Raw genomic sequence first — 21,653 nt, 5'->3', positions numbered from 1 at the left:
TCACCTGGGCGTGTGTACCGCGCGCCGGTGGGCGCACCGTCGGGAGCACCGGTCCGGCGCTTCCGACGGTGGACTACCCGGATCAGCAATCGGTGGGTGTGCCCCTCGGGGTCGCCGAGGCGGTGGAGCTGACGAAGCGGTAGTCGGGCTCCGGGTGGGTGTTGACGCACCGGCTGACCCACGCCTTGCCTTCCTTCGCCGAGACCGCCGTGGGGGTGCGGAGGATCAGGCCGACGGGACGGGGCACGTTGAGTTCCATGATGCCGTACCCGTAGGCGGTGTTGGCGCTGCCGCCGCCCTGCCCGCAGCGACCGCCTTCGGGATTCGGTCCATTGCGCTGCCTGCCGTGCGGGCGGCTGCCGGGGTGCTCCTGCACGCAGCTCGCGCCCCAGTTGCTCGCCTCGTGGTGGTTCTTGAACTGGCCGGGGCTGTGGAAGGTCCGCAGTTGGAAGTTCTGCTGGATGAACTCGGCGATGTAGTACTGGTCCTTCCGCTCCTCGGAGTTCTCCCGGCCCTGGCCCGGCCCGGTGGCCGCCGGAGCGGCCCCGGCCTGGACGGCGACCAGGAAGAAGGTCACGGCCACCACCGCCAACACCCGCACGACCGGGCTTCGCCGGCCCCTGGATACGACACGCGGTCCCACGATCAGTACCTCCGTTCGCCCCCGACAACGGCACGATGCCGCGCCGCCGACCGGCCCGACAAGGAATGGCTCCGCGTTACACACGGCCGAGCCACCATCACCCCCCTGATCGGCGAACTCCGCGCGGCTCGGACGGCCGTGGGAGTCGGGGATCGGCTCGGCCGGGCAGCGCGGTCGGGCACCGGTTCAACTCTCGCGGCGGTGCCCGCTCCTCCACTCCGCGAGCAGCGCGAGCGCGATCCCGGCCAGTTCGGCGGGCGCGGAGTAGTTCAGGGTGTGCCCCGCGCCGGGCACCTCGGCGAACCGGCCGTCCGGCAGCAGCGCCACGACCTCCCGGGCCCACGACCGCGGCACGACCGGATCCCGGTCGCCCCGGACCACCACGGTCGGCGTGCGCAGGTGGTGCAGCTTGCGCTCGATCGGATCGGCCAGCAGGTGCCGGAACGTCCCGAGGACCCGCCGCGGCCCGGCGTCGACGTAGTCCCTCGCCAGCACCAGGCCCAGCGTCGGACGCTCCCGCGGGCCGTCGACCAGGAGCCGTCCGAGCTGCCGCAGCGGCGAACGGGCGTGCCGGTCCATCGTGGGACCGTTGAGCAGGACCGGGCCGAGCAGGTCCGGAGAATGCACGGCCAGGTCCACCACCACCTGGCAGCCGGCGGAATTCGCGATCAACAACGCGCCACCCCGTCCGGTCGCCCGCAACCAGTCGGCGAGCGCCCGCGACAGCCCCCGCACGTCCAACGGCTCCCGAGGACCCCGCGTGCGACCGAAACCCGGCAGGTCGACGGCCGCCACCCGGGCCTCGGACGCGAGTCGCCGTGCCAACGGCAGGAAGTAGCGGTGCGAACACCCCAGCCCCGGCACGCACACCACATCGGGCGCGCCCGCCGGGCCGAGAACCGCGGCGTGCACCCGGGTGCCGGCGGCTTCGGTGAACTCCGCGGCCTCCCGGACCTTCATGCCGTGCGCCTCACTACTGGATCGCTGGTCCGCATGGCGTCGGCATACCCCCGACCACCGCCCCCAACCACGCCTCGGAAAGTCGGACACCGCGGGAACCGGCCTCCGAGCCCTCACGCCTGCGAGCACGGTCACCCGTCCGGCCGATCGGAGGTTTGGCCGCCGGAGAATGAGGTAGCCGGGTGCCGGAGGTGGTCGTCATGCCGGAGCAGGCGAAGCTCCACCGCGGTGCCGCCGGGGAACCGGCCGGCGGAGTCCGCCCGTGCGTGACCACCGAAGCGCGTTGACGTCGACGCATGACGCCGCCCGCGCTCCCCGCCGAGTACCTCGTCCGGTTCACCGACACCCGCCACGGCCGCATCCGCAGCCGCCTCCTGGGCCGCCGGCAGGACGCGCCACCGGTCGTCGCCGTGATGGGCATGGCCGTGTCCAGCTACCAGTTGCCCGCCTTGGCCGCGCTGTCCTGGACCCGGGCGCACCTGGTCGACCTGCCCGGTCTGGCCGGCAGCGACGACACACCGCACAGGCTGGACGTGGCGGGCCACGCCGAAGCGGTGTGCGACTGGCTGGACGCCGCCGACCTGCCTCCGGTCATCCTCACCGGGCACTCCAGCGGCACCCAGGTCGCCGCCCGCGCCGCGCTCGCCCGGCCAGACCGGGTGGCCGCGGTGGTGCTGGCCGCCCCGACGGTCGATCCGAAGGCGCGGTCCGTCCCCCGCGCGCTCTACTACTGGCGACGCGACCTGCGAATCCCGACCCCCGGCCTGAACAGGACCCACCGCCCCGAGTGGCGTCGTGCCGGCCTCCGCCAGATCGTCCGCCTGGTCCGGGCGCTCCTGCGCGACCGCCTCGAAGACGTCGTGCCTAACCTGGCCTGTCCCGTGCTGGTGCTGCGCGGTGAACAGGACGAGCTGTGCACCGCGCGCTGGGCGCGTCGGCTCGCCGAGCTGGCCGACGACGGGCGCATGGTGGACATGCCGGGACCGCACACGTTCCTGTGGCTCGATCCCGAGGCGTGGAGCGAGCCGATCCGGGAACTCGCCGACGCGGGGGCCGGGCGATGAGGCCCCAACGCGCGGTCGCGTCGTTCGACTCCGCCTCGACCTTCCTCCGGGTGCTGGGCCGGCACCTGCACGGCGCCGGCAGCCCGGTGTTGGGACTCGGGCCCGCCGCCCGCGCCGCGGGGCTGGTGCTACCGGCGGTCAACCGGCTGCCGGTCCGCCTCCGTGAGGCGCTCTACACCTGGTCCGGCTGGTCGGAGGCGGTGCGGCAGCGCCGGTTGCGCGACGTGGACAGCGACGCGATCGCACGCTGGGCGGTCGGGCACTACCCGCGCCGGCGTTACCCGGCAGTGGTGATCGGCTCCTCCTCCGGGGCGCTGGTGCACCTGGCCGCGCTGGCCGGCGTGCCCTGGCTGCCTCAGACGTTCCTGGTCCCGGTCCGCCGGCACGGCATCGACCCCGACGAGCCGCGCACGTCGATGACCGCCTTGGCCGAGGAGCGCGCCGCCTTCGCGGAGGCGAACCCGGGCATAGCGGTCCACCACATGCACGACGCCAACCAGGACCGGCTGATGATCCGCCACATGGCCTACTTCCGGTTCAAGTACCAGCGGCTCCCCCCGGCCTACGTCGACTTCCTGCGGGAGTGCCTGGCGCCGGGCGGCACGGTCCTGATCTCCGACTGCACCGAACACTGGCCGACCACGACCACGGGCCCGCGGCAGGTCTTCCAGCACGGCGCCGTGGGCGGAGCGACCCCGGAGGAGTACGCGCGCGGCGGCCCGCGGATCGCCCGGTTCCTCGCCGGGTACGGCTCACCGGTGCGGGCCTGGGACAGCCCCGAGCCCGACTCGCGGAGCCCGGAAGCCGAGTGGGGCTTCGACCCGACGCTCGTCCCCGATCTGGCGCGCCTGTCCACGGCGGAGAACTGGCTGCTGGAACGGCTCGAATTCCCCAGCGCGCAGGCGCTGAGCGAACCGGTCGCCGAGGCGTACCGCGCCTGGTACGCCGAACAGGGCGTGCCTGCCGACCGGTTGCTGGTCGGCAGCTTCGCGCTGATCGACGCGCACCTCCCACCGGCCCGCGGCCTCGTGCCGTACTGGACGGTGTTCTCCACCCTGCCCGCCCGCGACATGCTGGACGACTACCTCCGCCGCACAGCGCCGTTCGACGAGATCCACCTCGGCCTGTTCTCACACGGCACCCGCTCGGCCGGACTGGCCACGATCGAGGACTGGGACCGGGTCCTGGAGCGCGCACGGCACGGCGCCTACTGCGGCGTCGACCGGTCCGCGTTCCCACTCGACTTCGCCTCCAACGCCCGTTTCCACGAACGAGCGGCGGCACTCCCGGCGGCCGGCGCCCAACCCGGCCCGGCGCCGTGGACGTGGCTGCGGCACCGGCTACGAGACCACGTCGGCACGGTCAAGCGGACGGCCTGAGCGATGACCGACGAAGAGACACAGCCGACCGGATCGCGGATGTCCGGGGCACCCGGACGCCGCGCGCGCGCAGCGGGGCGGTCGGCCTGCTGCGGGACTCCAGGACCTCTGCACAAGCCCTCATCGCCGAAGACCACCGCATCAAGCCAAACCGCGCCGAATCCCCCGCCCGGCAAGGTCACGGGTGAACCGGCCCAGTCCCGCGAGCGCGTCGGCGGCCTCGGGCAGGAACGACCAGAAGACCTGGAAGACGTGCGTGCTCGTCGGGTAGACCTCCAGCCGGACGTCGACGCCGTGCGCGCGGGCGTGGGCGGCGAGGTTCCTGGCCTCGTCGCGCACCGGGTCGCCCAGGCCCACCTGGATCAGCAGCGGCGGCAGGCCGCTCAGGTCGGCCAGCAGCGGGCTGACCACCGGGTCGTCGATCGGGTGCCCGGCCAGGTACATGTCGACGAACCGCCGCACCTCCGCCCTGGTGAGCCGGGACGACGGCGCTCCCTCGACCGGTTCCGGGAAAGCCCGGCAGGTGAGGTCCACGGACGGGCACAGGAGCATCGCGCCGCCGGGCTGCGGCAGGTCGTGCTCGCGCAGGGTCAGCAGGAGCGAGAGAGCCAGGCCGGCGCCGGAGGAGTCGCCGGACACCACCACCTGGCGGGGATCGGCGCCGGTGTCGAGCAGCCACGTGTAGGCGCGGACGGCGTCCTCCAGCGCGGCCGGGAACGGGTGCTCCGGTGCGAGGCGGAACTCGGGGACCACCACGCGGCCGTCGACGGCCGCCGCGATGGCGCCCGCCAAAGCCCGGTACCCGAACGCGGAACCCGTCACGTACGCGCCGCCGTGCAGGTAGAGCACCCGCACCGGGGCGTCGGGCCGCGGTGAGAGCAGGAACGAGGGCACCCCGCCGGTGTTGACCGGGCGGACGCCGACCTCCGGGGGCGGGCTGAACCGCGCGTGCAGCTCCTCGCACGTGTCGCGCAGGTCCTGTAAGCCGGCCTCCGGACCGGTGTCCCCCACCACCGCCCAGAACCTGGCGATCCGCGCGGCGAACTCGCCGCCGGCCGCCCTGGTCACCGACAGGCCCCGGTCGAGGTCGCGCAGCAGGCTCCGGGCGCAGTCCAGGAACGTCTCGCCCGCGGTGGTCAGCTCGACCCGGTGCGTCGACCGGCGCAGCAGGTCGCAGCCGACGAGCCGCTCCAGCGTGCGGACCTGCCGGCTCAACGCGGGCGCGGACAGGTAGAGCCGCGCCGCCGCCCGGCCGAAGTTCAGCTCCTGCGCCACCGCGACGAACCCGCGCAGGTGCCGCAGCTCGATCGCGTCCGGCGCCTGCGGCAGGGCCGAGACGCTCGCCTCGTCGGTCATGGCCGGATTGTGGCGCATCGCGGCCGGTGTGGTGTTGCCGTTAACACACGACGTTATTGCGCATTCGGAGTGGTTCAGAGGGTGGGGTGGCACCACAGACCACAGCCGCGTCACCTGCCCAGGACCACGAGCACCGCGCGGCGGGCGAGTTCGGCCCGCCACAACGCGGACCGCTCGTCGAGCGGCCCGGGGATACGGCCACCGGGCACGTCGAGCGCCCGCGGCAGCGCGTCGAACGCCTCCCGACCCAGCGGATCTCCGGCCGCGGAGCCCGCGTACCGTCACCGCGCGTGCCGTCCTTACCCCGCAAGCACAATCGGCCCACGTGGCGCCTCGAAGTGCCGCTGCTGATCGCCTGGTACTTCGCGTTCGGCCTGATCCGGGCGGCAGTCGACCGCGGCGACCCGGCGGCGACGAGCAACGCCCTGCACGTCCAGCGCCTGGAGCGGTTCCTCCACATCGCGATCGAGCAGCCGCTCAACCACGCGATGCTGGCGCACCCCGTCGCGATCCACCTGACCGGCTACTTCTACCGCCTGAGCGTGCTGGCCGTGCCGGCCGTCCTGATCTGGCTCTACATCGCCCGACGACCGCGCTACGGCAACCTGCGAACCGTCCTGGTGGTGACGATGCTGCTGGACCTGCCGCTCGTGTGGCTCTTCCCGGAGGCTCCTCCACGTTTCGCCCAACCCGGCATCGTCGACTACATGGCCACCTACGACATCCTCTACGGAGCCCAGTCACGCATTCCCCGTCCCGGCGTGAACCTGTTGGCGGCGATGCCGAGCATGCACGTCGCCTGGACGACCTGGTGCGCCTACGCCGCGTGGTCGGCGCTGCGCAACCGCGCTCCACGAGCCGCCTGGGCGGCCTGGCTGTACCCCCTCCTCACCGCGTCCGTCGTCCTCGTCACCGGACACCACTACGTCCTCGACATCCTGGCCGGCGTCGCCCTCGTAGCGGTCGCGATCGGCTTGACCAGGTGGGCGACTCGCCTCCACCACCGCTTGAGAACCCGACCGGCCGAACATCCCGACCTGCCACCGTGCGGGGGTGGCCGCTGGCTTGCCCGGATGGTGGGCTCGACTCGACGCGGAGGCCGCGATGGCTGAGTCCGGCGGGCGTGGGAACCCGGTCAACATCGTGCGGGGCGACGTCCACGGCACGCTGCTCCAAGTCGGGGAGCTGCACGGCGGCGTCCACCTCCACCAGCGACCGCGTGCGCCGCTGGCGTTGCCGGGGCGTTCGACGTGGCCGCCGCGGGCCGGGGCGTTACAGGAACGCAGCGTCGGCGCGGAGTTGGTCGAGGCGTTGGGGGCGGCGCACACCGTTGTGCTGTCGGGGATGGGCGGGATCGGGAAGTCGCAGTTGGCCGTGTGGCTCGCGGAGCGGGTGTGGGCCGCGGGTGACGCGGAGCTGGTGCTGTGGCTGACCGCGTCGTCGCGGAGCGGACTCGTCTGGGAGTACGCGCGGTGGGCGGCGGCGGTGACGGGCGTCGACGACCGCGATCCGGAAGTGGCCGCGCGCAAGCTGCTGGACTGGCTGGCGTCCACTCCCGCGCGGTGGCTGATCGTGCTGGACGACCTCCGGTCACCGCGCGACCTGGTGAAGTTGTGGCCGCCGGGCAGCGCCACCGGCCGGGTGGTGGTGACGACACGGCGTCGGGACGCGGCGTTGCGCAGCGCGGGGCGGCGGGTGCTGCACGTCGACGCCTTCACGCCGGAGGAGTCCGAGTCCTATGTGACGGCGTGCCTCGCCGACACCCCGAACGCCGCCGAAGGCGCCGCGGAGCTGGCCGCCGAACTGGGGCACCTGCCGCTCGCCCTCGCCCAGGCGGCGGCCGTCGTGGTCGAGCAGGAGCAGACCTGCGCGTGGTACCTGGCGGAACTGCGGGACAGGCGGCGGACGCTGGCGGCTTTGGCCCGAGACCTGGACATGCTGCCCGACGACCAGGAGCACACCGTGGCCGCCGTCTGGTCGCTGTCGGTCGAGCAGGCGGACCGCACGGAGCCGGTCGGGCTCGCCGGCGCGGTGCTCGCCGTGCTCGCGCTGCTCGACCCCAACGGCGCGCCGGAGGCCGTTCTCACGGCGGAGCCCGTGGCGGCCCGGCTGGACGCGGATGCGGACCGCGTGCGGCAGGCTCTGAGGAACCTGCACAAGCTCAACCTGTTGACGCACACCCCGGACGACGCGCACACCGAAGTGAGAGTGCACGTGCTGGTGCAACGAGCGACCCGTGACCGGTACACGACATCGGTCGCGGCGGAACTCCCCCAGACCGTGGCGACCGCGCTGATGACCCTCTGGCCGCCGGTCGAGCGGGACATCGGACTCGCCAATGTGCTGCGCCGCAACACCGCGGCACTGCACAGCGCGGCGGGCCGGGCCCTGTGGCGGCCCGAACCCCACCCAGTCCTGGTGTTCGCGGAGAACTCGCTGGCCTCCAGCGGCCAACCGGCCGCGGCCCTGGACCACCTCGCCGAACTGCGGGCGATCGCCGTCGACACCCTGGGGCCGGAGCACCCGTACGCGCTGGCGATCCGCTTCGCGATCGCCCAGTGGCGGGCGGAGATCGGCGACGTCCGGGCCGCCGAAGCGGAGTACGAATCGCTGTTGTCGACTCGACAGCGCCTGTTCGGAGCCGACCACCCGGACACCTTGACGACCCGTGCGGCGCTGGCCCGACTGCGCGGCTGCACCGGTGACGTGGTCGGAGCACTGGCCGTCTCCGAGGATCTCGTCGCGCAGTGGCGACACGCCGCCGAACCCGACGACCTCCAAGTGGTCCTCCTGCGCACCGACCGCGCCACCTGGCTCGGTCTGACCGAAGGGCCGGCGCGTGCGGTGGCGGAGTTCGACGCCCTGCTCGAAGACCACGGGCCGGCCCTCGGCCCGGACAACCCGCTGATCCTCGCCGCACGCGGCCACTGCGCGCTGTGGCAGTCCATGTCGGGCGACGCCACCGGCGCGGCGTCGGCGATGGAGCGGGTCATCGAGGACCAGACCGCGGTCCTCGGACCGTTCCACCCACAGACGCTGGCCATGCGCGGCAGCTTCGCCCACGTCCGCGCGGTGACCCACGGCCCGGCTCGCGCCGCGAACGAACTCGAAGCCCTGCTGGAAGACCAGCTCCGGGTCTTCGACACCGACCACCAACAGGTCCGGAACACCCGCCACTCGATCACTCTGCTGCGCGACAGCGCTCCGACCCCCGAAACCCGGTGAACTTCCGGCCGGCACAACGACACCGGACCGGGTCAGCAGGACTTCCGGAGGATCGCGCCGGACGTGCCCGGCAGCGAGACCGACGTGACGGACGAGCCCTCGGCGTCGGCATACGAGCCGCCGAGCCGCACCGTCACCGCGGCAGAGCCGGTGCGGTTGGCGTTGACCACCACGGTGCCGCAGGCGAAGTCGCGGCGGAACACGTTGGTGCCCACCGAGCGGTACGCGCCGGACGGCGTGCCGAGCTTCCAGTCGTATTCCGGGTGCCACGGTGAGGCGTTGTCGTAGCGGTCGGTGTGGGCGAGTTCCGCGATCGCCGCCTTGTCACCGGTCGCCATGAGGTAGCTGGCGAGGGCGTAGCGGAACGGCTGGTCGGCGTCGGGCGTGAAGTGGGGCTGTACCCAGGTGAGCTTGCCGCGTGCCTCGTTGGCGGCGATCTCGGCGACCTGCCGGCTCCAGCCCATCGGGTATTCCGACAAGAGGTTGGTGTCGTCGAAGGTGAGCCACCACTCGTCGAAGCCGCCGTCGAGGTGCTCGGTGTAGGCGTCCCACGCGCCGTCGTGCAGGCGGGCGTTGGACAGGTTGGCGACGGTCTTCAGACCCGCTGAGGTGAACGCGCCGCGGGTGTTGGCCAGCATCGACTTGTAGGCGTCCTGGAAGGCCTCGTCGGTGCGGTACTTCGCCGGGCACACACCCTCGTGGTAGGCGTCGCACGGGAACAGCGCGTTGTCCATGAAGACACCGTCGAAGCCGGAGGCTTTGCTGCTGGAGACGACGTTGTCCGCCCAAGCCTTCTGGTACGCGGTGTTGCCGACGTCCATCTGCCAGTGGCCGGAGTAGCCGCTGTACTCGAAGCGCTTTCCGTCGGCGTCCTTCAGGAACCACTCCGGGTGGTTGCGGTCGGCGGCGCAGTAGCCGATGCCGGCGGGGAGATGCCGGTCGTCCACGCCGTCGTGGCACGCCTCGCTGCGGGTCGAGCTGAGGTCTTTGTAGACGAACACCTGGACGGCCGGGTTGGCGTCCTTCAGCGTGGGGATGAGGTTCTCCTCCCACGCGTTGAGCACGATGTAGCTGCGCCGCTCGGCCTCGGTGCGCAGCATCTCGTCCGACGTGGGGGTGCTGTTGAGGTGCAGCCAGAACGAGCGGACGGACGGTGGACCGGCGGTGGTGGCGAGCGCGTTGGGCGCCGTGGTCAGGGTCGTTGCGGCGACCGTGGTGGCGACGAGCAGTGGGGCAGCCTTCAACCAGCGCATGGGGACTCCTTGCGGTGCGGCGCCCAGCGGAAATGGCCGCGTTGGATCGCGCCGCGGGTGTCACGGGGAGGTGAGGTGCGAGTGCCGCACCGGGCGGCGTCGGTAGGAGCGCCGCGGGGGTTGTCCGATTCGTGGAAACTCTTGTTACCGACGAGTACAGCCCTGGGTTACCGACGAGTCAAGTAACGGGGCTCACAGAACGCGTAAAAATCTCACAACCGCGCAAGTCGGTCTGGGCCGTCGCCACGCAGGTCAGTGACCGGGTTCGGCCTCGGCCGGGAGTTGCCGGACGGAGCGCACCGCGAGTGCCAGTGGCGCGCTCACCACGGCGACCAGCGCGCCGATGAGCAGCACGGCGTCCGTGCCGACGCGCTCGGCCGCCGGTCCGGCCAGTGCCATGCCCACGGGCGCGGCGGCCAGACCGACCACGGTGGAGAAGCCGGTGGCGCGGCCGACGAGGTCGGCGGGCACGTGGACCTGCCGTGCGGTGTCGGTGAGCACTGCGTACAGGGCGGCCTGCACCCCCGCGGGAACGGCCGCCGCGGCGAGCACCGGGACCGGCGCGCCGGCGGCGAGCAGGACCAGCAGCGGGGCCAAGGCAACGGGAATGGTGACGGCTGCCCGGAGCGGACGCCGCGGTCGCCAGCGCAGGGCGACGGTGCTGCCCAGCAGCGCGCCGGCGGCGTAGCCGTTGCCGATGAACGCCCACGCCAGAGGTCCGCCCAGCCGCTGGTCGGCGATGATCGGGCCGAGCACGAGGAACGGGGAGATGCACACCCCGTTGATGACGGCGACCTGGACCGTGGTGGCCTGCAACCACGGCCGGGCACGGAAGTCACGCCACCCGTGCCGCAGGGCGTCGAGCAGCGCCGGTCGTCGTGGCATCGACCTGTCCGGGACTCGCAGTGCGACGAGCGCCGCAGCGCTGACCGCGAACGTGATCGCGTCCACGGCGAAGGACACACCCGCGCCGATCGTGGCCACCAGTGCCGCCGACACCACCGGGGCGACGAGCGCCGCGGCGTTCTGGGCGGTGTTGACCAGAGCGTTGGCCTGGCGGCGTTGCCCCTCGGGCACCACATCGGCGACCAGACCCGCCGCGGCGGGGACGAAGAACGCGTTGGCCGCACCCGCCACCGCCTGCAACGCGGCCAAGTGCCACAGGGCCGCGGTCCCGGTGATCAGCAGGGCGGCCGTCAACCCCTGGGAGGCGCACCGGACGACGTCGGCGGCGAGCATGACCGCGCGGCGCGACACGAGGTCACCCACCACCCCGCCGACGAGCGTGAACACGACCACCGGCAACCGGCCGGCCAGCAGCACGAGCCCCACCCCGGTCGGCGACGCCCCGAGCCCCAACGCGCCGAACAGCAGCGCGATGGAGATCAGGCCGTCGCCGAGGTGGGAGGACGTCCGGGCCACGAAGTACCAGCGGAACGCCGGGTTGCGCAGCAGCGGCGGCACGAAGCGGATCACGGGCACGAACCTGCCGGCACACACCGACACTCCGTGGCGCGTTAGTCCGCCACCGGGTCCGGAGTGGTGGCGCTCCTGCGCCGGCGGATGTGGCGCACGGCTTCGATGGTGCCCGTCACCACACACGCGAGCCCGACGCCGACGGCGATCGCGAGCAGCGTGTTCTCCTGGAACACCACGCCACCGAGGTAGCCGGTGAGCGCGGTGTACGCGCTCCAGGTGGCGGTCGCGAACGCGACGAACAGCGCGTACCTGCCCAGCGGGTAGCCGACCATCCCGGTGGACAAGGTGGCCAGGTAGCGCCCGACCGGGATGAATCGCGTGGTCACCAGGATGAAGCCGCCGCGGGCGTCGAGTTCGCGGGTGAACCAGTCGTGCGCCGCCCGGCGTTTGGTGCCCGGTGGCAGCCGCTTGAGCACTCGCGCGCCCAGCAGTCGCCCCACGGTGTAAGGGACGTGGTCGCCGAGGAAGGCCCCGAGCGTCGTGGCGGCGATGACGAGCACGATGTCGGTCTCCCCGGTGGCGGCGTAGACGCCTGCCACGATCACGACGGGCTCGCTCGGGATCAGCGGGAGGAAGGAGTCGAGAAAGGACACCGCGATCAGCACGGCGTACAGCCATGGGGACGTGATGAGCGATTCGGCGAGCCGTAACCAGACGATCATCAGTCGCCGCCGGTCGTCGCCAGGTGCGGACAGGTCGACACCGCGCCTCCTGGCGCGTTCCTGCGACCGGCCGCGATGCGGTAGACCTCGGGCGAGCCTTCCCACGGGGCCGTGCGCACGACGGCCCACCGGTGCACGAGCCAGCGCCCGTGGCTGCGGTGCAGACCCAGTTCCCAACGGCCGCGCATGGTGCAGAAGTCGACGCCCTCCGTGGGAACGTGGTGGTACGCCACGACATGCGTGCGGCAGGTGGCCTGGCCCCCGTCGATCTCGATGAGCGGCGGAGAGGTCGCGTGGTGCACGGAGGCGAACCCCTCCAGGACGGAGCGGGCTTGGTCGACCAGCTCCTCGGCGGTAAGGTCGACCGGTGTGGCGCCGGACTGCCCGGACAGGTCGAGGTGGACCTGGTCGGCCAGCAGCCTCCGCAGCGCGTCCCAATCCCGGTCGTCCTGTGCGTGCGCGAGCCGTGCGACGACATCGGCCACGGCTACCCGGTCTTCGGTGGCGCTCACCTGTCCACCACCGGGAGGACGAGTCGACTCGGCTTCGAAAGTCCATTATGGACAGTGTTGAGCGCGGCCACCACATCCGTCCCGCTGTCGAACGCGATCGCGCGACCGGTGCCGGTGTTGCGGTCGTAGCGGGGGAAGTTGCTGCTCGCCACTTCCAGTCCGATCCGGTGGCCGGGCAGGAACACGTTCGACGTGGCGCACATGTCCACGACGAGTTCGACCACCTCGTTCGGGCGCAGTGCCGCCGGCCGGCGCAGGGACGACCGGTAGCGGACCCGTTGGATTCCTTCGCACAACAGGATTGCCCTCCCGTCGGGGTGGATGTCGACCAGCTTGCCGGTGAAGTCGGTGTCGGCGGCGGACGACGACACGTGCAGCACGAGCCGGACGTGACCGGTGACCTCGCGCGGCGCGTCGAGCACAGGCGTGGTGAAGCACAACACGTCGTGCCTGTCGCGCACCGCCCGCTGGTCGGCCGGCCCCGCCCACCTGCCGGGGCCGGCGATCACCGGACCGCCGATGGTCGGCACGGGGTCGAGCGGATCGTGCCGGAACGTGTCGTGGCCGTCGGTGCGCGGCACTGTGGTGACCAGCACGCCGTCTGTCGCACTGGTTCCCGCCTGTCCGCTGCTGGACAGGAAATAGTCGACGTGGCTCGTGCCCGGCAGCGGCCAGTCTTGCTCGTCCCGCCAGTCGTCGACGCCCATGACGAAGATCCGCACGGGCGCCGTGTCCTTGCGCGCGTCCGTCCGGCCACGCACCCATCGGTCGAAGAACCGCAGGTGCGCCTCGGTCAGCTCCGCGCCCTTCACGTTGCCCGCCAAGCCGAACGACCGGTCCGGGAATTCGCCGAGGTCCGCGCCATCGGCGTGCCCCCACGGCCCGATCAGCAGGTGCTGGCCGGCACGGGCCTCGGGGCTGCCGCCGTACCGTCGCATCAGGACGTAGGAACGGATCGTCTCGGCCAGGAACGGGTCGTACCAGCCACCGATGTTGAGCGCGGGCGCCGTGATGTCGCCGAAGCGCTCCACCGGGGCCACGTCCTCCCACCACTCGTCGCGTGACGGATGGTCGAGCACGTCGGCGACCCACGGCAGTTGTTCGCGCAGCAGCGGGCGATCCCCCACGGGCAACCGGTCGAGCAGCGCGCACCGGTCGACCAAGGTGCTCATCAGCTCCTTCAACCGCTCGCCGTCCGCCGGCGAAGTGCGGCGCACCGCGTTCAAGGCCGCGCGGTTCGCCCAGGTGAGGAGCGTGTCCAGCGACAGGGCTCCGCCGGGCGAGTACCAAGGCGCGCGATACGGGTCGGCTGACGCCATCGCCGGGGCGATCGCCCGCAACGCCGGAGGCGCCGCCGCAGCCGCGTGCCATTGGGCCATGCCCTGGTAGGAGCCGCCCCAGGTGCCGATCCTGCCGTCACACCACGGTTGTGCGGCCAGCCAGGTGATCGTGTCGACACGGACACCGACTACTACATCCGCGTCCGCGCGGTCGAGAGACTCGGCCTGTACGCGCGGGCGACGTACCCGGTGAAGATCCGCACCAAGCCGCAGTCCACCACGCACCGGTACGCACTGACAGGCACGGCGAAGGTGAAGGGCGCCTCCGTGCCGCTGACCGGGACGCTGGACACGACCATCGGTTCCCGCACCCACACGTCGGTGCTGACGTTGCAGCCGACCGACGTCACGCTGAACAACCGCCCACCGGTGACGGCCCACCTGCGATTCCTACCGGACGGCAACCCCGAGGGCACCCTCGCCGACGGCGTGTTCACCACCACGGCCCGGGTGGCGTTCGCGATTCCCCGGGTGACCCTGCACGGCCACGAAGTATCCCTGCCCGCGTCCTGCCGGACCACGCCCGCGGAGATCCCGCTGACGTCCGGCCCGGGATTCGATCCCCGGCTCGGAGGGGCATTGTCCGGAACCTTCACCATGCCACCGCTGTCCGGCTGCGGCCAGTTCACGAGCCTGGTGAACTCCCTGCTCGCCGGCGGTGGGAACACGGTCGCCGTCAACCTCGCGCCACGGGGGTGAGCACGTCGAGACCCAAGAAAAACCTTCGGACAATTGTGCAATTTACCATTTTGTGATCAGCGTGCCCAGTCCGGGGCCCACACCTCACCGCCGGACGTCGTCTCGTACCTGGCGCGGAGATAGTCGAGGAAGTTCGCGAGGACGGGGTGCGGGTTGTCCGCCCGCCAGATCACGGACAGCGGGTAGACCGGGGTCGGGTCGACAACGGGTATCCGGCGGAGGTCGTAGCTTTCCGGCCACAGGTAGCGCGAGCCTTCGCCGACGAGGGTCGCGAGTCGGGTGGAGTCCGCGATCTCGGCGAGGAGCGCCTCGACGCCGAAGACCGGGCCGATCGTGTCGATGGTGAGCCCGAACGTCTCGGCCAGATCGCGGTAGTAGCCGACCGGCTCGGGGTCGGACAGGCCGGGCATCCGGATGGGGTGATCGGCGAGTTCGGCCGGCGTCACCGTTTTCGCCCTCGCCAGCGGGTGCCGCGGGCCGACCAGGAGTTCGTGTCGGTCGTCGATGACACGTGCCGACCGGAGGCCGCGCGGGACCTTGCGGGCGGAGTCCCGCAGGGATCTGAAGGTGGCGTCGAGCGTGCCCGCGCCGACCTCGGCCAGCGCCGTCGCGGCGTCGGCGTTCAGCAGGGCGACGACGTCGAGTTCGATGTCGGGGTGCTGCTGGTAGAAGGCGTGCAGGAGGTTGGCGGGTGCGATCCGGCGGCTGACGACGTCGATCCGCAGGGCCCGGCGCCCTGGCGTCACCGCCGCTGTGACGCGCTCGGCGGCGCGGAGGAGTTCGCGGGCGTGGGGTAGCAGTGCCTGCCCGTCGACGGTGAGCCGGACGCCCCTGGCGATCCGCGCGAAGAGCCGCACGCCGAGTTCCCGCTCCAGGCTCGCCACTCGTCTCGACGCTCCCTGCTGGGTGATGCCCAGGTCGTCGGCAGCGGCTTGGAACCGGCCGGTCTCGGCGACGGCCAGGAAGGTGCGCACCGCGTCGAGATCCACGAGCGGAGAACCTACTCCCACAACGAGGAGTTGTGGCACACCGCTCGATCCGTTGTTGGTGGCAGCGCCCGTCTACCGGCTTCAATCCCACCGGCAACAGGGCGTTGTCCGACGAGGTGCGAAGCGGGTGCCGACCATGTGGCGGAGGGCGAGCCTGGGCCGGGCGTTCGGGTGGTTGTGGGCCGCCTACGCGGTCAGCGCGTACGGGACCGGGCTCGGGTTCGGCGCGGTGTCGGTCGTCGCCATCACGGTCCTGCACGCCGGTTCGGCGGAAGTGGCGGCGCTGTCGTCATCGGGGCTCGCCATCGGGGCGCTGCTGGCGGTCCCGCTCGGGCCGTGGATGGAGTTCCGCGCCAAACGGCCGGTGATGATCGCCATGGACGTGGTCCGCTTCGCGGCGTTGGCCTCCATCCCGCTCGCCTACTGGCTGGGTGCGTTGACCTTCGCGCAGCTCCTGGTGGTCTCGACCGTCACCGCGGCAGCGAAGATCGCGTTCACCGCCGCCGGCGGCGCCTACCTCAAGACCATCGTCCCGGCCGACGGGCTGCTGGTGGCGACCAGTCGGTTCGAGTCCACCACCTGGTCGGCCACCGTCGTCGGACCGCCCGTGGGTGGCGCCGCGATCGGGATTCTGGGGCCGGTGACCACCGTCGTCGTCGATGCGGTGAGCTACCTCCTCTCGGCGCTCGGCATCATCGCGATCAGGAAACCCGAGCAGCCCCCGGCCGCGAGGAAGACCCACGCGCGCCGGTGGAGCGACGTCGTGGAGGGGTGGCGCCACCTCCTCGCCCACCACGCGCTGCGCCGGTTCTTCTTCAACGCCGTGCTGGTCAACGGGCTGATCATGGCCACGGAACCGCTGTTGTCGGTGCTGATGCTGTCCCACCTCGGGTTCCCGGTCTGGCAGTACGGGCTGGCGTTCGCCGTCCCGTGCGTCGGCGGCCTGATCGGGTCACGGCTGGCCCGCCGCGTCGTGCGCCGTTGGGGCGAGCGGAAAGTGCTGCGGGTCTTCGGCGCGCTCCGTGCTTGCTGGCCACTCGGACTCGCGTTCATCCAGCCGGGCGTGGCGGGGCTGGTGGTCGTGATGGTGACCGAGTTCGGGCTGATCGTCTGCGTGAGCCTCTTCAACCCCGTCTTGGCCGCCTACCGGTTGACCGAAACCGACACCGGCCGGCACGCCCGGGTGCTCACCGCGTGGTCGATCAGCACCAGCGCCGGCATCGCCGTGATCACCGTGGTGTGGGGCCTGCTGGCCCAGCTCACCGGCCCGCGGGCAGCTATCGCCCTGGCCGGACTGCTGCTGCTCGGCACACCGTTCCTGCTGCCGCGGCAGGTCGTTCCCCGACCGGGGCCGGAGGCGCTCGCGGACGCGGGTGCCGACCGGTGAACCGGCCCGACCACGTCCCCGGCGTGATCGCCGACACCCGGTCCGCATGTTCCGCCCCAGCTCTTGCCTCCGACGTCAACGTCAGGCACGGCGTCGGCTACCACGCGGCGAACTTCGGCCACCTGATCGGCGAGGTGGTCAGGCGCGTGAGCGGGAAGACGCTGAAGCGGTTCGTCGCGTGTGCTGTCCGCGGTCGCCCGGGTGACGGCCATCTACGACGCGCTCCGGAACGAGTGACCGGGCTCGGTTACCTTCTTCCGCCGGCTCCCGTCATACCGGCGACGACCGCGTGTGCCCGAGGTCGTCGGACCTGTAACGGAGTGGAGAGCAGCGTGCTGAGCAACATCATGTATGTGACGGTCTACGTCACCGACCAGGACCGCGCACTGGAGTTCTACACGGGAGGGCTGGGCCTGGAGAAGCATGTCGACTACTCGGGGCCGGACGGCCGCTTCCTCACCGTGGGCGTCGCCGGCAGCCCGGTCAAGATCATTCTTTGGTCGCACGCGTCGGCCTCGGGACAACCGGTCGAGCCGGGCGGCGCGCCCGGTCCGCTCGTCCTGGAGTCGGACGACCTGCGCAAGGACTTCGAGGTGCTGAGCCGGCGAGGCGTGACGTTCGCCGAGCCGGAACCGGTGGACTACCCGTTCGGCGTCCGCATCGAGGCAGTGGATCCGGACGGCAACCGGATCTCGCTCCGCCAGCAGCGCGCCGGCGGCTGACCGCGTCGCCGGCGCCGCCCACGCCACGATCCGGACCTGTCACCACCCCAGCGGAGGAAGATCACACGATGGCCGACACCAGCCCGACGAACCTGGTGGCCGAGGCGTTCGAGGCCCAGCGCGACCGGCTGCGCGCGATCGCCTACCGCGTGCTCGGATCGCACGCCGACGCCGAGGACGTGGTCCAGGAGGCGTGGCTGCGGCTCGCCCGCCAGGACGCGGCGGCCGTCGGGAACCTGGCGGGCTGGCTGACCACGGTGGTCGGCCGGATCAGCCTGGACGTCCTGCGGTCGCGCCGGACCCGCCCCGAGGCGTCCGGTGGCGACGGGCTGCCCGAACTCGTGGCTGTCGACGACAGCCCCGAGCCGGCGGAGCACGCCGTGCTCGCCGACTCGGTCGGGCTCGCGCTGCTCGTCGTCCTGGACTCGCTGGGACCGGGCGAGCGGCTGGCGTTCGTGCTGCACGACCTGTTCGCGGTGCCGTTCGCCGAGATCGGCCGCATCCTCGGCAAGTCCGCCGACGCGACCAAGATGATCGCCAGCCGCGCCCGCAAGAAGGTGCGGGCGACCGACCGACCGACGGCCGTCGGACGAGAGCAGCGAGAGGTGGTGCACGCCTTCCGCGCGGCGGCGGCCGAGGGCGATTTCGAGGCGCTGCTGCGCGTGCTCGACCCGGACGTGCGGCTGACGGTCGACACTCCGGGCGGGGTGGTCGTCGTCCTCGGCGCCACCGAGGTCGCCGCCGGCGCGCGGATGTCCTCCGGCGCGGTCGCACGGCACCAGGCGGTGCTCGTCGACGGCCTTCCCGGCTATGTCACCTGGCGCGAGGACGGAACCCCGCTCTCGATCATCTCGTTCACGGTGGCCGACGGCCGGATCGCCGCCATCGCGATCCTGACCGATCCGGCCAGGCTCGAATCCCTGCGCCTGACGAAACCGGCGTGAGCCACCTCCACCGACGTCGCCCGGGGTGCGCGGCGCGGATCGCCCTCAAAGAGGGGCGAGCCCCGGCCGATCGCTGGTGGATCGGCCGGGGCTCGTCGGTGGAGCCGGATCAGGCGAGGTCGAACCGGTCGAGTTCCATGACCTTGGTCCAGGCCGCGACGAAGTCGGCCACGAACTTCTCGCGGGCGTCCTCGCTCGCGTAGACCTCCGCGAGGGCCCGGAGCTGCGAGTTGGAGCCGAAGATCAGGTCGACCGCGGTGGCGGTCCACTTCAGCTCGTCGGTCGCCGCATCGCGGATCTCGTACACGTTCTCCTCGGACTCCGACGCCTTCCACCGGGTGCCCGGCGAGAGCAGGTTGGCGAAGAAGTCGTTGGTCAGCACGCCGGGCCGGTCGGTGAGGACACCGTGCCGGACGCCGCCGTGGTTGGCGCCGAGGGAACGCAGGCCGCCGACGAGGACGGTCATCTCGGGCGCCGTCAGGTCGAGCATGTAGGCGCGGTCGACCAGCAGCACCTCAGGCTGGAGCTTCTCGCCGGGACGCACGTAGTTGCGGAACCCGTCGGCGCGCGGTTCGAGGAACTGGAACGACTCGACGTCGGTCTGCTCCTGCGTGGCGTCCGTGCGACCCGGGTGGAACGGCACGGTCACCTCGACGCCGGCGTCGTGCGCCGCCTTCTCGACGGCGGCCGAGCCGGCCAGCACGATCAGGTCGGCGAGCGAGATCCGCGCGCCGCCCGCCTCGTTGAACTCCCGCTGGATGCCCTCCAGGGTTTCCAGGACCTCCGCGAGCTGCGCCGGCTGGTTGACCTCCCAGCCGCGCTGCGGCTCCAGGCGGATCCGGGCGCCGTTCGCCCCGCCGCGCTTGTCGGTGGACCGGAAGCTCGCGGCCGAGGCCCAGGCGGTGGTGACGAGCTGCGCGGTCGTGAGGCCGGACTCCAGGACCTTCGCCTTGAGGGCGGCGATGTCGGTGTCGCCCACGAGTTCGTGGTCGACGGCCGGCACCGGGTCCTGCCACAACTGGACCTCGGGAACCCACGGCCCCAGGAAGCGGCTGACCGGACCCATGTCGCGGTGCAGCAGCTTGTACCAGGCCTTGGCGAACGCCAGCGCGAACTCGTCGGGGTGCTCCAGGAAGCGGCGGGAGATCTTCTCGTACGCCGGGTCGACGCGCAGCGACAGGTCGGTCGTGAGCATCGTCGGCTTGTGCTTCTTCGCCGGGTCGTGGGCGTCCGGGATGATCGCCTCGGCGTCCTTGGCGACCCACTGCTTGGCGCCGCCGGGGCTCGTGGTCAGCTCCCACTCGTAGCCGAAGAGGATCTCGAAGAACCGGTTGCTCCACTGCGTCGGCTTGTCCGACCACGTCACCTCGAGACCGCTGGTGATCGCGTCGGAGCCCTTGCCGCTGCCGTGGGTGCTCAGCCAGCCCAGGCCCTGCGCCTCCAGCGGGGCGCCCTCCGGCTCCGGACCCACGTGGCCGTCGGCGACACCCGCGCCGTGGGTCTTGCCGAAGGTGTGGCCGCCGGCGATGAGGGCCACGGTCTCCTCGTCGTTCATCGCCATCCGGCCGAAGGTCTCCCGGATGAAGTGGGCCGCCGCCCGCGGGTCCGCGTTGCCGCGCGGCCCCTCGGGGTTGACGTAGATGAGGCCCATCTCGGTCGCGCCGACCTCCGGCGCCATCTCCGTCTCGCTGACGTAGCGCTCGTCACCCAGCCAGGTGTCCTCCGGGCCCCAGAACAGCTCTTCGGGCTCCCAGACGTCCTCGCGGCCGAAGCCGAAGCCGAAGGTCTTGAAGCCCATCGACTCCAGGGCGACGTTGCCCGCGAGCACGAGCAGGTCGGCCCACGAGACCTTCTGGCCGTACTTCTGCTTGACCGGCCACAGCAGCCGGCGTGCCTTGTCGAGGTTGGCGTTGTCGGGCCAGCTATTCAGCGGGGCGAAGCGCTGACCGCCGTCCCCGGCCCCGCCGCGGCCGTCGTGCGTGCGGTAGGTGCCGGCGGCGTGCCAGCTCATGCGGATCATCAGACCGCCGTAGTGGCCGAAGTCGGCCGGCCACCAGTCCTGCGAGGTGGTGAGCACCTCGGTGATGTCACGCTTGAGGGCCTCGACGTCGAGCTTGGCGAACTCCTCGGCGTAGCGGAAGCCCTCGCCCAGCGGGTTGCCCTTCGACGAGTGGGCGTGCAACACCGAGAGGTCGAGCTGGTTGGGCCACCAGTCCCGGTTGGTGCGCGGCCGGCCGCCCGTCTTCGGGGTCGGCGAGTCGATCGCCGGGTTCTCGCTCTCGCTGCCCTGCGCGGTCACGGAGTCGTGCGCGACCGGGCAGCCGACCGCGGCCTTCTGGTCCACGCCCTGCGCATCGGAGGGGGGCGTTGCCCTGAGGTCGCTCATCTACTTCCTGTTCCTTCCGGCTGACGGTTCATTGGCGGTGCGTTCGGCCGAGCAGTCGGGGCAGGTCCCCCAAAAGACGACCTCCGCCTCGTCGACCACGTAGCCGTCGTCGTCCGAGGCGGTGAGACAGGGGCTGTGGCCGACGGCACAGTCGACGTCCGAGATCGTGCCGCAGGAGCGGCACACGGCATGGTGGTGGTTGTCCCCCACCCGGCACTCGTAGCGGGCGGTCACGCCGGCAGGCTGGATGCGCCGCACCAGACCGGCGTCGGTCAACGCCCGCAGCACATCGTAAACCGCCTGGTGGGACACCGTGGGGTGAGCAACACGCACCAGCCCGATCACCGTCTCGGTGTCGACGTGCGGATGATCACGCAGCGCCGCGAGCACAGCCAACCGAGGCCGCGTCACGCGCAACGAGACCGCCCGCAACTGCGCCTCGAAGTCGGACTTCACGCCACGACCTTAAGGTGCTTGTCTGGAATAAATCCAGTTTACTTCCGTCACACCCCACCGCCCCGCAGCACGCCGCGCCCGCGCAGCCGGCGGCTCGGGGACACCTCGTCCCTGCCGACGGCGTCCACCTGGTCGCCTGCGGCGGTTCGGCGGTTATTGCCCGGGTACACCCGGAGCTAGGGTCGGAGCGAGGATGC

General features: G+C 71.8%; 20 protein-coding genes. 8 read left to right on the top strand and 12 right to left on the bottom strand.

The annotated features are described in order from the left end of the window. Window positions 1-82: 82 nt before the first annotated feature. Window positions 83-601 carry a hypothetical protein gene (locus tag ACQPZF_RS12220; RefSeq protein ID WP_433271372.1) on the bottom strand — a complete coding sequence of 173 codons (519 nt, stop codon included), beginning with the start codon at window positions 599-601 and terminating at the stop codon, window positions 83-85. 228 nt (window positions 602-829) lie between these two features. Further along, window positions 830-1,603 (bottom strand): alpha/beta fold hydrolase, encoded by a 774-nt coding sequence (locus ACQPZF_RS12215; protein WP_433271370.1) that lies wholly within the window; start codon window positions 1,601-1,603, stop codon window positions 830-832. 296 nt (window positions 1,604-1,899) lie between these two features. Here ACQPZF_RS12215 and ACQPZF_RS12210 point away from each other — a divergent pair, with 296 nt between their 5' ends. Together ACQPZF_RS12210 and ACQPZF_RS12205 are read left to right on the top strand one after the other, a co-directional pair. Further along, window positions 1,900-2,667 (top strand): alpha/beta fold hydrolase, encoded by a 768-nt coding sequence (locus ACQPZF_RS12210; RefSeq protein WP_433271368.1) that lies wholly within the window; start codon window positions 1,900-1,902, stop codon window positions 2,665-2,667. After that, the gene (locus ACQPZF_RS12205; RefSeq protein WP_433271366.1) at window positions 2,664-4,046 is read left to right on the top strand and encodes a hypothetical protein; all 1,383 of its coding nucleotides are present in this window, start codon (window positions 2,664-2,666) and stop codon (window positions 4,044-4,046) included. The genes ACQPZF_RS12210 and ACQPZF_RS12205 overlap by 4 nt, the downstream gene beginning before the upstream one ends. Before the next feature lie 141 nt (window positions 4,047-4,187). Here the strand turns inward: ACQPZF_RS12205 and ACQPZF_RS12200 are convergent, their stop codons facing one another. Then, the gene (locus tag ACQPZF_RS12200) at window positions 4,188-5,402 is read right to left on the bottom strand and encodes an alpha/beta hydrolase fold domain-containing protein (RefSeq protein WP_433271364.1); all 1,215 of its coding nucleotides are present in this window, start codon (window positions 5,400-5,402) and stop codon (window positions 4,188-4,190) included. A gap of 290 nt (window positions 5,403-5,692) precedes the next feature. Here ACQPZF_RS12200 and ACQPZF_RS12195 point away from each other — a divergent pair, with 290 nt between their 5' ends. After that, window positions 5,693-6,514: a phosphatase PAP2 family protein gene (locus tag ACQPZF_RS12195; RefSeq protein ID WP_433271362.1), complete on the top strand. Its 822-nt coding sequence runs from the start codon at window positions 5,693-5,695 to the stop codon at window positions 6,512-6,514. Further along, window positions 6,507-8,627: a tetratricopeptide repeat protein gene (locus ACQPZF_RS12190; protein ID WP_433271361.1), complete on the top strand. Its 2,121-nt coding sequence runs from the start codon at window positions 6,507-6,509 to the stop codon at window positions 8,625-8,627. Before ACQPZF_RS12195 ends, ACQPZF_RS12190 begins: the two co-directional genes overlap by 8 nt. 32 nt (window positions 8,628-8,659) lie before the next feature. On the opposite strand, the gene ACQPZF_RS12185 is transcribed toward ACQPZF_RS12190, so the two are convergent. The 5 genes from ACQPZF_RS12185 to ACQPZF_RS12165 form a co-directional block, all read right to left on the bottom strand. Beyond that, window positions 8,660-9,880, bottom strand: coding sequence for a putative glycoside hydrolase family 15 protein (locus ACQPZF_RS12185; RefSeq protein WP_433271359.1), 1,221 nt, complete (start codon window positions 9,878-9,880; stop codon window positions 8,660-8,662). A gap of 252 nt (window positions 9,881-10,132) precedes the next feature. Further along, complete coding sequence (locus ACQPZF_RS12180) at window positions 10,133-11,356, bottom strand: MFS transporter (RefSeq protein WP_433271357.1); 1,224 nt, start codon at window positions 11,354-11,356, stop codon at window positions 10,133-10,135. A 41-nt stretch (window positions 11,357-11,397) separates the two neighbouring features. Next, window positions 11,398-12,021, bottom strand: coding sequence for a DedA family protein (locus ACQPZF_RS12175; protein ID WP_433271355.1), 624 nt, complete (start codon window positions 12,019-12,021; stop codon window positions 11,398-11,400). Beyond that, window positions 12,021-12,533, bottom strand: a complete 513-nt coding sequence (locus ACQPZF_RS12170) for a nuclear transport factor 2 family protein (protein ID WP_433271353.1) — start codon at window positions 12,531-12,533, stop codon at window positions 12,021-12,023. The genes ACQPZF_RS12175 and ACQPZF_RS12170 overlap by 1 nt, the downstream gene beginning before the upstream one ends. After that, entirely contained in the window at window positions 12,530-13,942 is a 1,413-nt protein-coding gene (locus tag ACQPZF_RS12165) for a CocE/NonD family hydrolase (RefSeq protein ID WP_433274538.1), read from the bottom strand. Before ACQPZF_RS12165 ends, ACQPZF_RS12170 begins: the two co-directional genes overlap by 4 nt. 18 nt (window positions 13,943-13,960) lie before the next feature. Here ACQPZF_RS12165 and ACQPZF_RS12160 point away from each other — a divergent pair, with 18 nt between their 5' ends. Further along, window positions 13,961-14,572: a hypothetical protein gene (locus ACQPZF_RS12160; RefSeq protein WP_433275006.1), complete on the top strand. Its 612-nt coding sequence runs from the start codon at window positions 13,961-13,963 to the stop codon at window positions 14,570-14,572. A 56-nt stretch (window positions 14,573-14,628) separates the two neighbouring features. On the opposite strand, the gene ACQPZF_RS12155 is transcribed toward ACQPZF_RS12160, so the two are convergent. Continuing rightward, window positions 14,629-15,561 (bottom strand): LysR family transcriptional regulator, encoded by a 933-nt coding sequence (locus tag ACQPZF_RS12155; RefSeq protein ID WP_433271351.1) that lies wholly within the window; start codon window positions 15,559-15,561, stop codon window positions 14,629-14,631. A gap of 136 nt (window positions 15,562-15,697) precedes the next feature. Here ACQPZF_RS12155 and ACQPZF_RS12150 point away from each other — a divergent pair, with 136 nt between their 5' ends. From ACQPZF_RS12150 to ACQPZF_RS12140, 3 genes are all read left to right on the top strand, one after another. Further along, on the top strand, window positions 15,698-16,948 hold the full coding sequence (locus ACQPZF_RS12150) for an MFS transporter (protein WP_433274536.1): 1,251 nt from the start codon (window positions 15,698-15,700) through the stop codon (window positions 16,946-16,948). A 332-nt stretch (window positions 16,949-17,280) separates the two neighbouring features. Beyond that, complete coding sequence (locus tag ACQPZF_RS12145; RefSeq protein WP_433271349.1) at window positions 17,281-17,670, top strand: VOC family protein; 390 nt, start codon at window positions 17,281-17,283, stop codon at window positions 17,668-17,670. Window positions 17,671-17,738: 68 nt separating this feature from the next. Then, the gene (locus ACQPZF_RS12140; RefSeq protein WP_433271347.1) at window positions 17,739-18,614 is read left to right on the top strand and encodes a sigma-70 family RNA polymerase sigma factor; all 876 of its coding nucleotides are present in this window, start codon (window positions 17,739-17,741) and stop codon (window positions 18,612-18,614) included. Window positions 18,615-18,723: 109 nt separating this feature from the next. Here ACQPZF_RS12140 and katG read toward each other — a convergent pair whose 3' ends face one another. From katG to ACQPZF_RS12125, 3 genes are read right to left on the bottom strand one after another with little or no spacing between them, the layout of a single operon-like run. Then, the gene (gene katG / locus ACQPZF_RS12135) at window positions 18,724-21,000 is read right to left on the bottom strand and encodes a catalase/peroxidase HPI (protein ID WP_433271345.1); all 2,277 of its coding nucleotides are present in this window, start codon (window positions 20,998-21,000) and stop codon (window positions 18,724-18,726) included. Then, window positions 21,001-21,456, bottom strand: a complete 456-nt coding sequence (locus ACQPZF_RS12130; protein WP_433271343.1) for a Fur family transcriptional regulator — start codon at window positions 21,454-21,456, stop codon at window positions 21,001-21,003. It lies immediately after the preceding gene. Between the two features lie 47 nt (window positions 21,457-21,503). Further along, window positions 21,504-21,626, bottom strand: a complete 123-nt coding sequence (locus ACQPZF_RS12125; RefSeq protein ID WP_433271341.1) for a hypothetical protein — start codon at window positions 21,624-21,626, stop codon at window positions 21,504-21,506. Window positions 21,627-21,653 lie beyond the last annotated feature (27 nt).

This window comes from Actinosynnema sp. CS-041913 (assembly GCF_050942485.1).
GTDB lineage: Bacteria > Actinomycetota > Actinomycetes > Mycobacteriales > Pseudonocardiaceae > Actinosynnema.
The sequence above is the reverse complement of the archived record's forward strand: the minus strand, read 5'-3'. Positions and strand labels throughout refer to the sequence as shown.

Bases quoted from the DNA above. Each gene is read 5' to 3' on its own strand.
- ACQPZF_RS12190 (WP_433271361.1), top strand. From the start codon at position 6,507: ATGGCTGAGTCCGGCGGGCGTGGGAACCCGGTCAACATCGTGCGGGGC.
- ACQPZF_RS12205 (WP_433271366.1), top strand. From the start codon at position 2,664: ATGAGGCCCCAACGCGCGGTCGCGTCGTTCGACTCCGCCTCGACCTTC.
- ACQPZF_RS12200 (WP_433271364.1), bottom strand. From the start codon at position 5,402: ATGACCGACGAGGCGAGCGTCTCGGCCCTGCCGCAGGCGCCGGACGCG.
- ACQPZF_RS12150 (WP_433274536.1), top strand. From the start codon at position 15,698: ATGTGGCGGAGGGCGAGCCTGGGCCGGGCGTTCGGGTGGTTGTGGGCC.
- ACQPZF_RS12185 (WP_433271359.1), bottom strand. From the start codon at position 9,880: ATGCGCTGGTTGAAGGCTGCCCCACTGCTCGTCGCCACCACGGTCGCC.
- ACQPZF_RS12140 (WP_433271347.1), top strand. From the start codon at position 17,739: ATGGCCGACACCAGCCCGACGAACCTGGTGGCCGAGGCGTTCGAGGCC.
- ACQPZF_RS12215 (WP_433271370.1), bottom strand. From the start codon at position 1,603: ATGAAGGTCCGGGAGGCCGCGGAGTTCACCGAAGCCGCCGGCACCCGG.
- ACQPZF_RS12175 (WP_433271355.1), bottom strand. From the start codon at position 12,021: ATGATCGTCTGGTTACGGCTCGCCGAATCGCTCATCACGTCCCCATGG.
- katG (WP_433271345.1), bottom strand. From the start codon at position 21,000: ATGAGCGACCTCAGGGCAACGCCCCCCTCCGATGCGCAGGGCGTGGAC.
- ACQPZF_RS12210 (WP_433271368.1), top strand. From the start codon at position 1,900: ATGACGCCGCCCGCGCTCCCCGCCGAGTACCTCGTCCGGTTCACCGAC.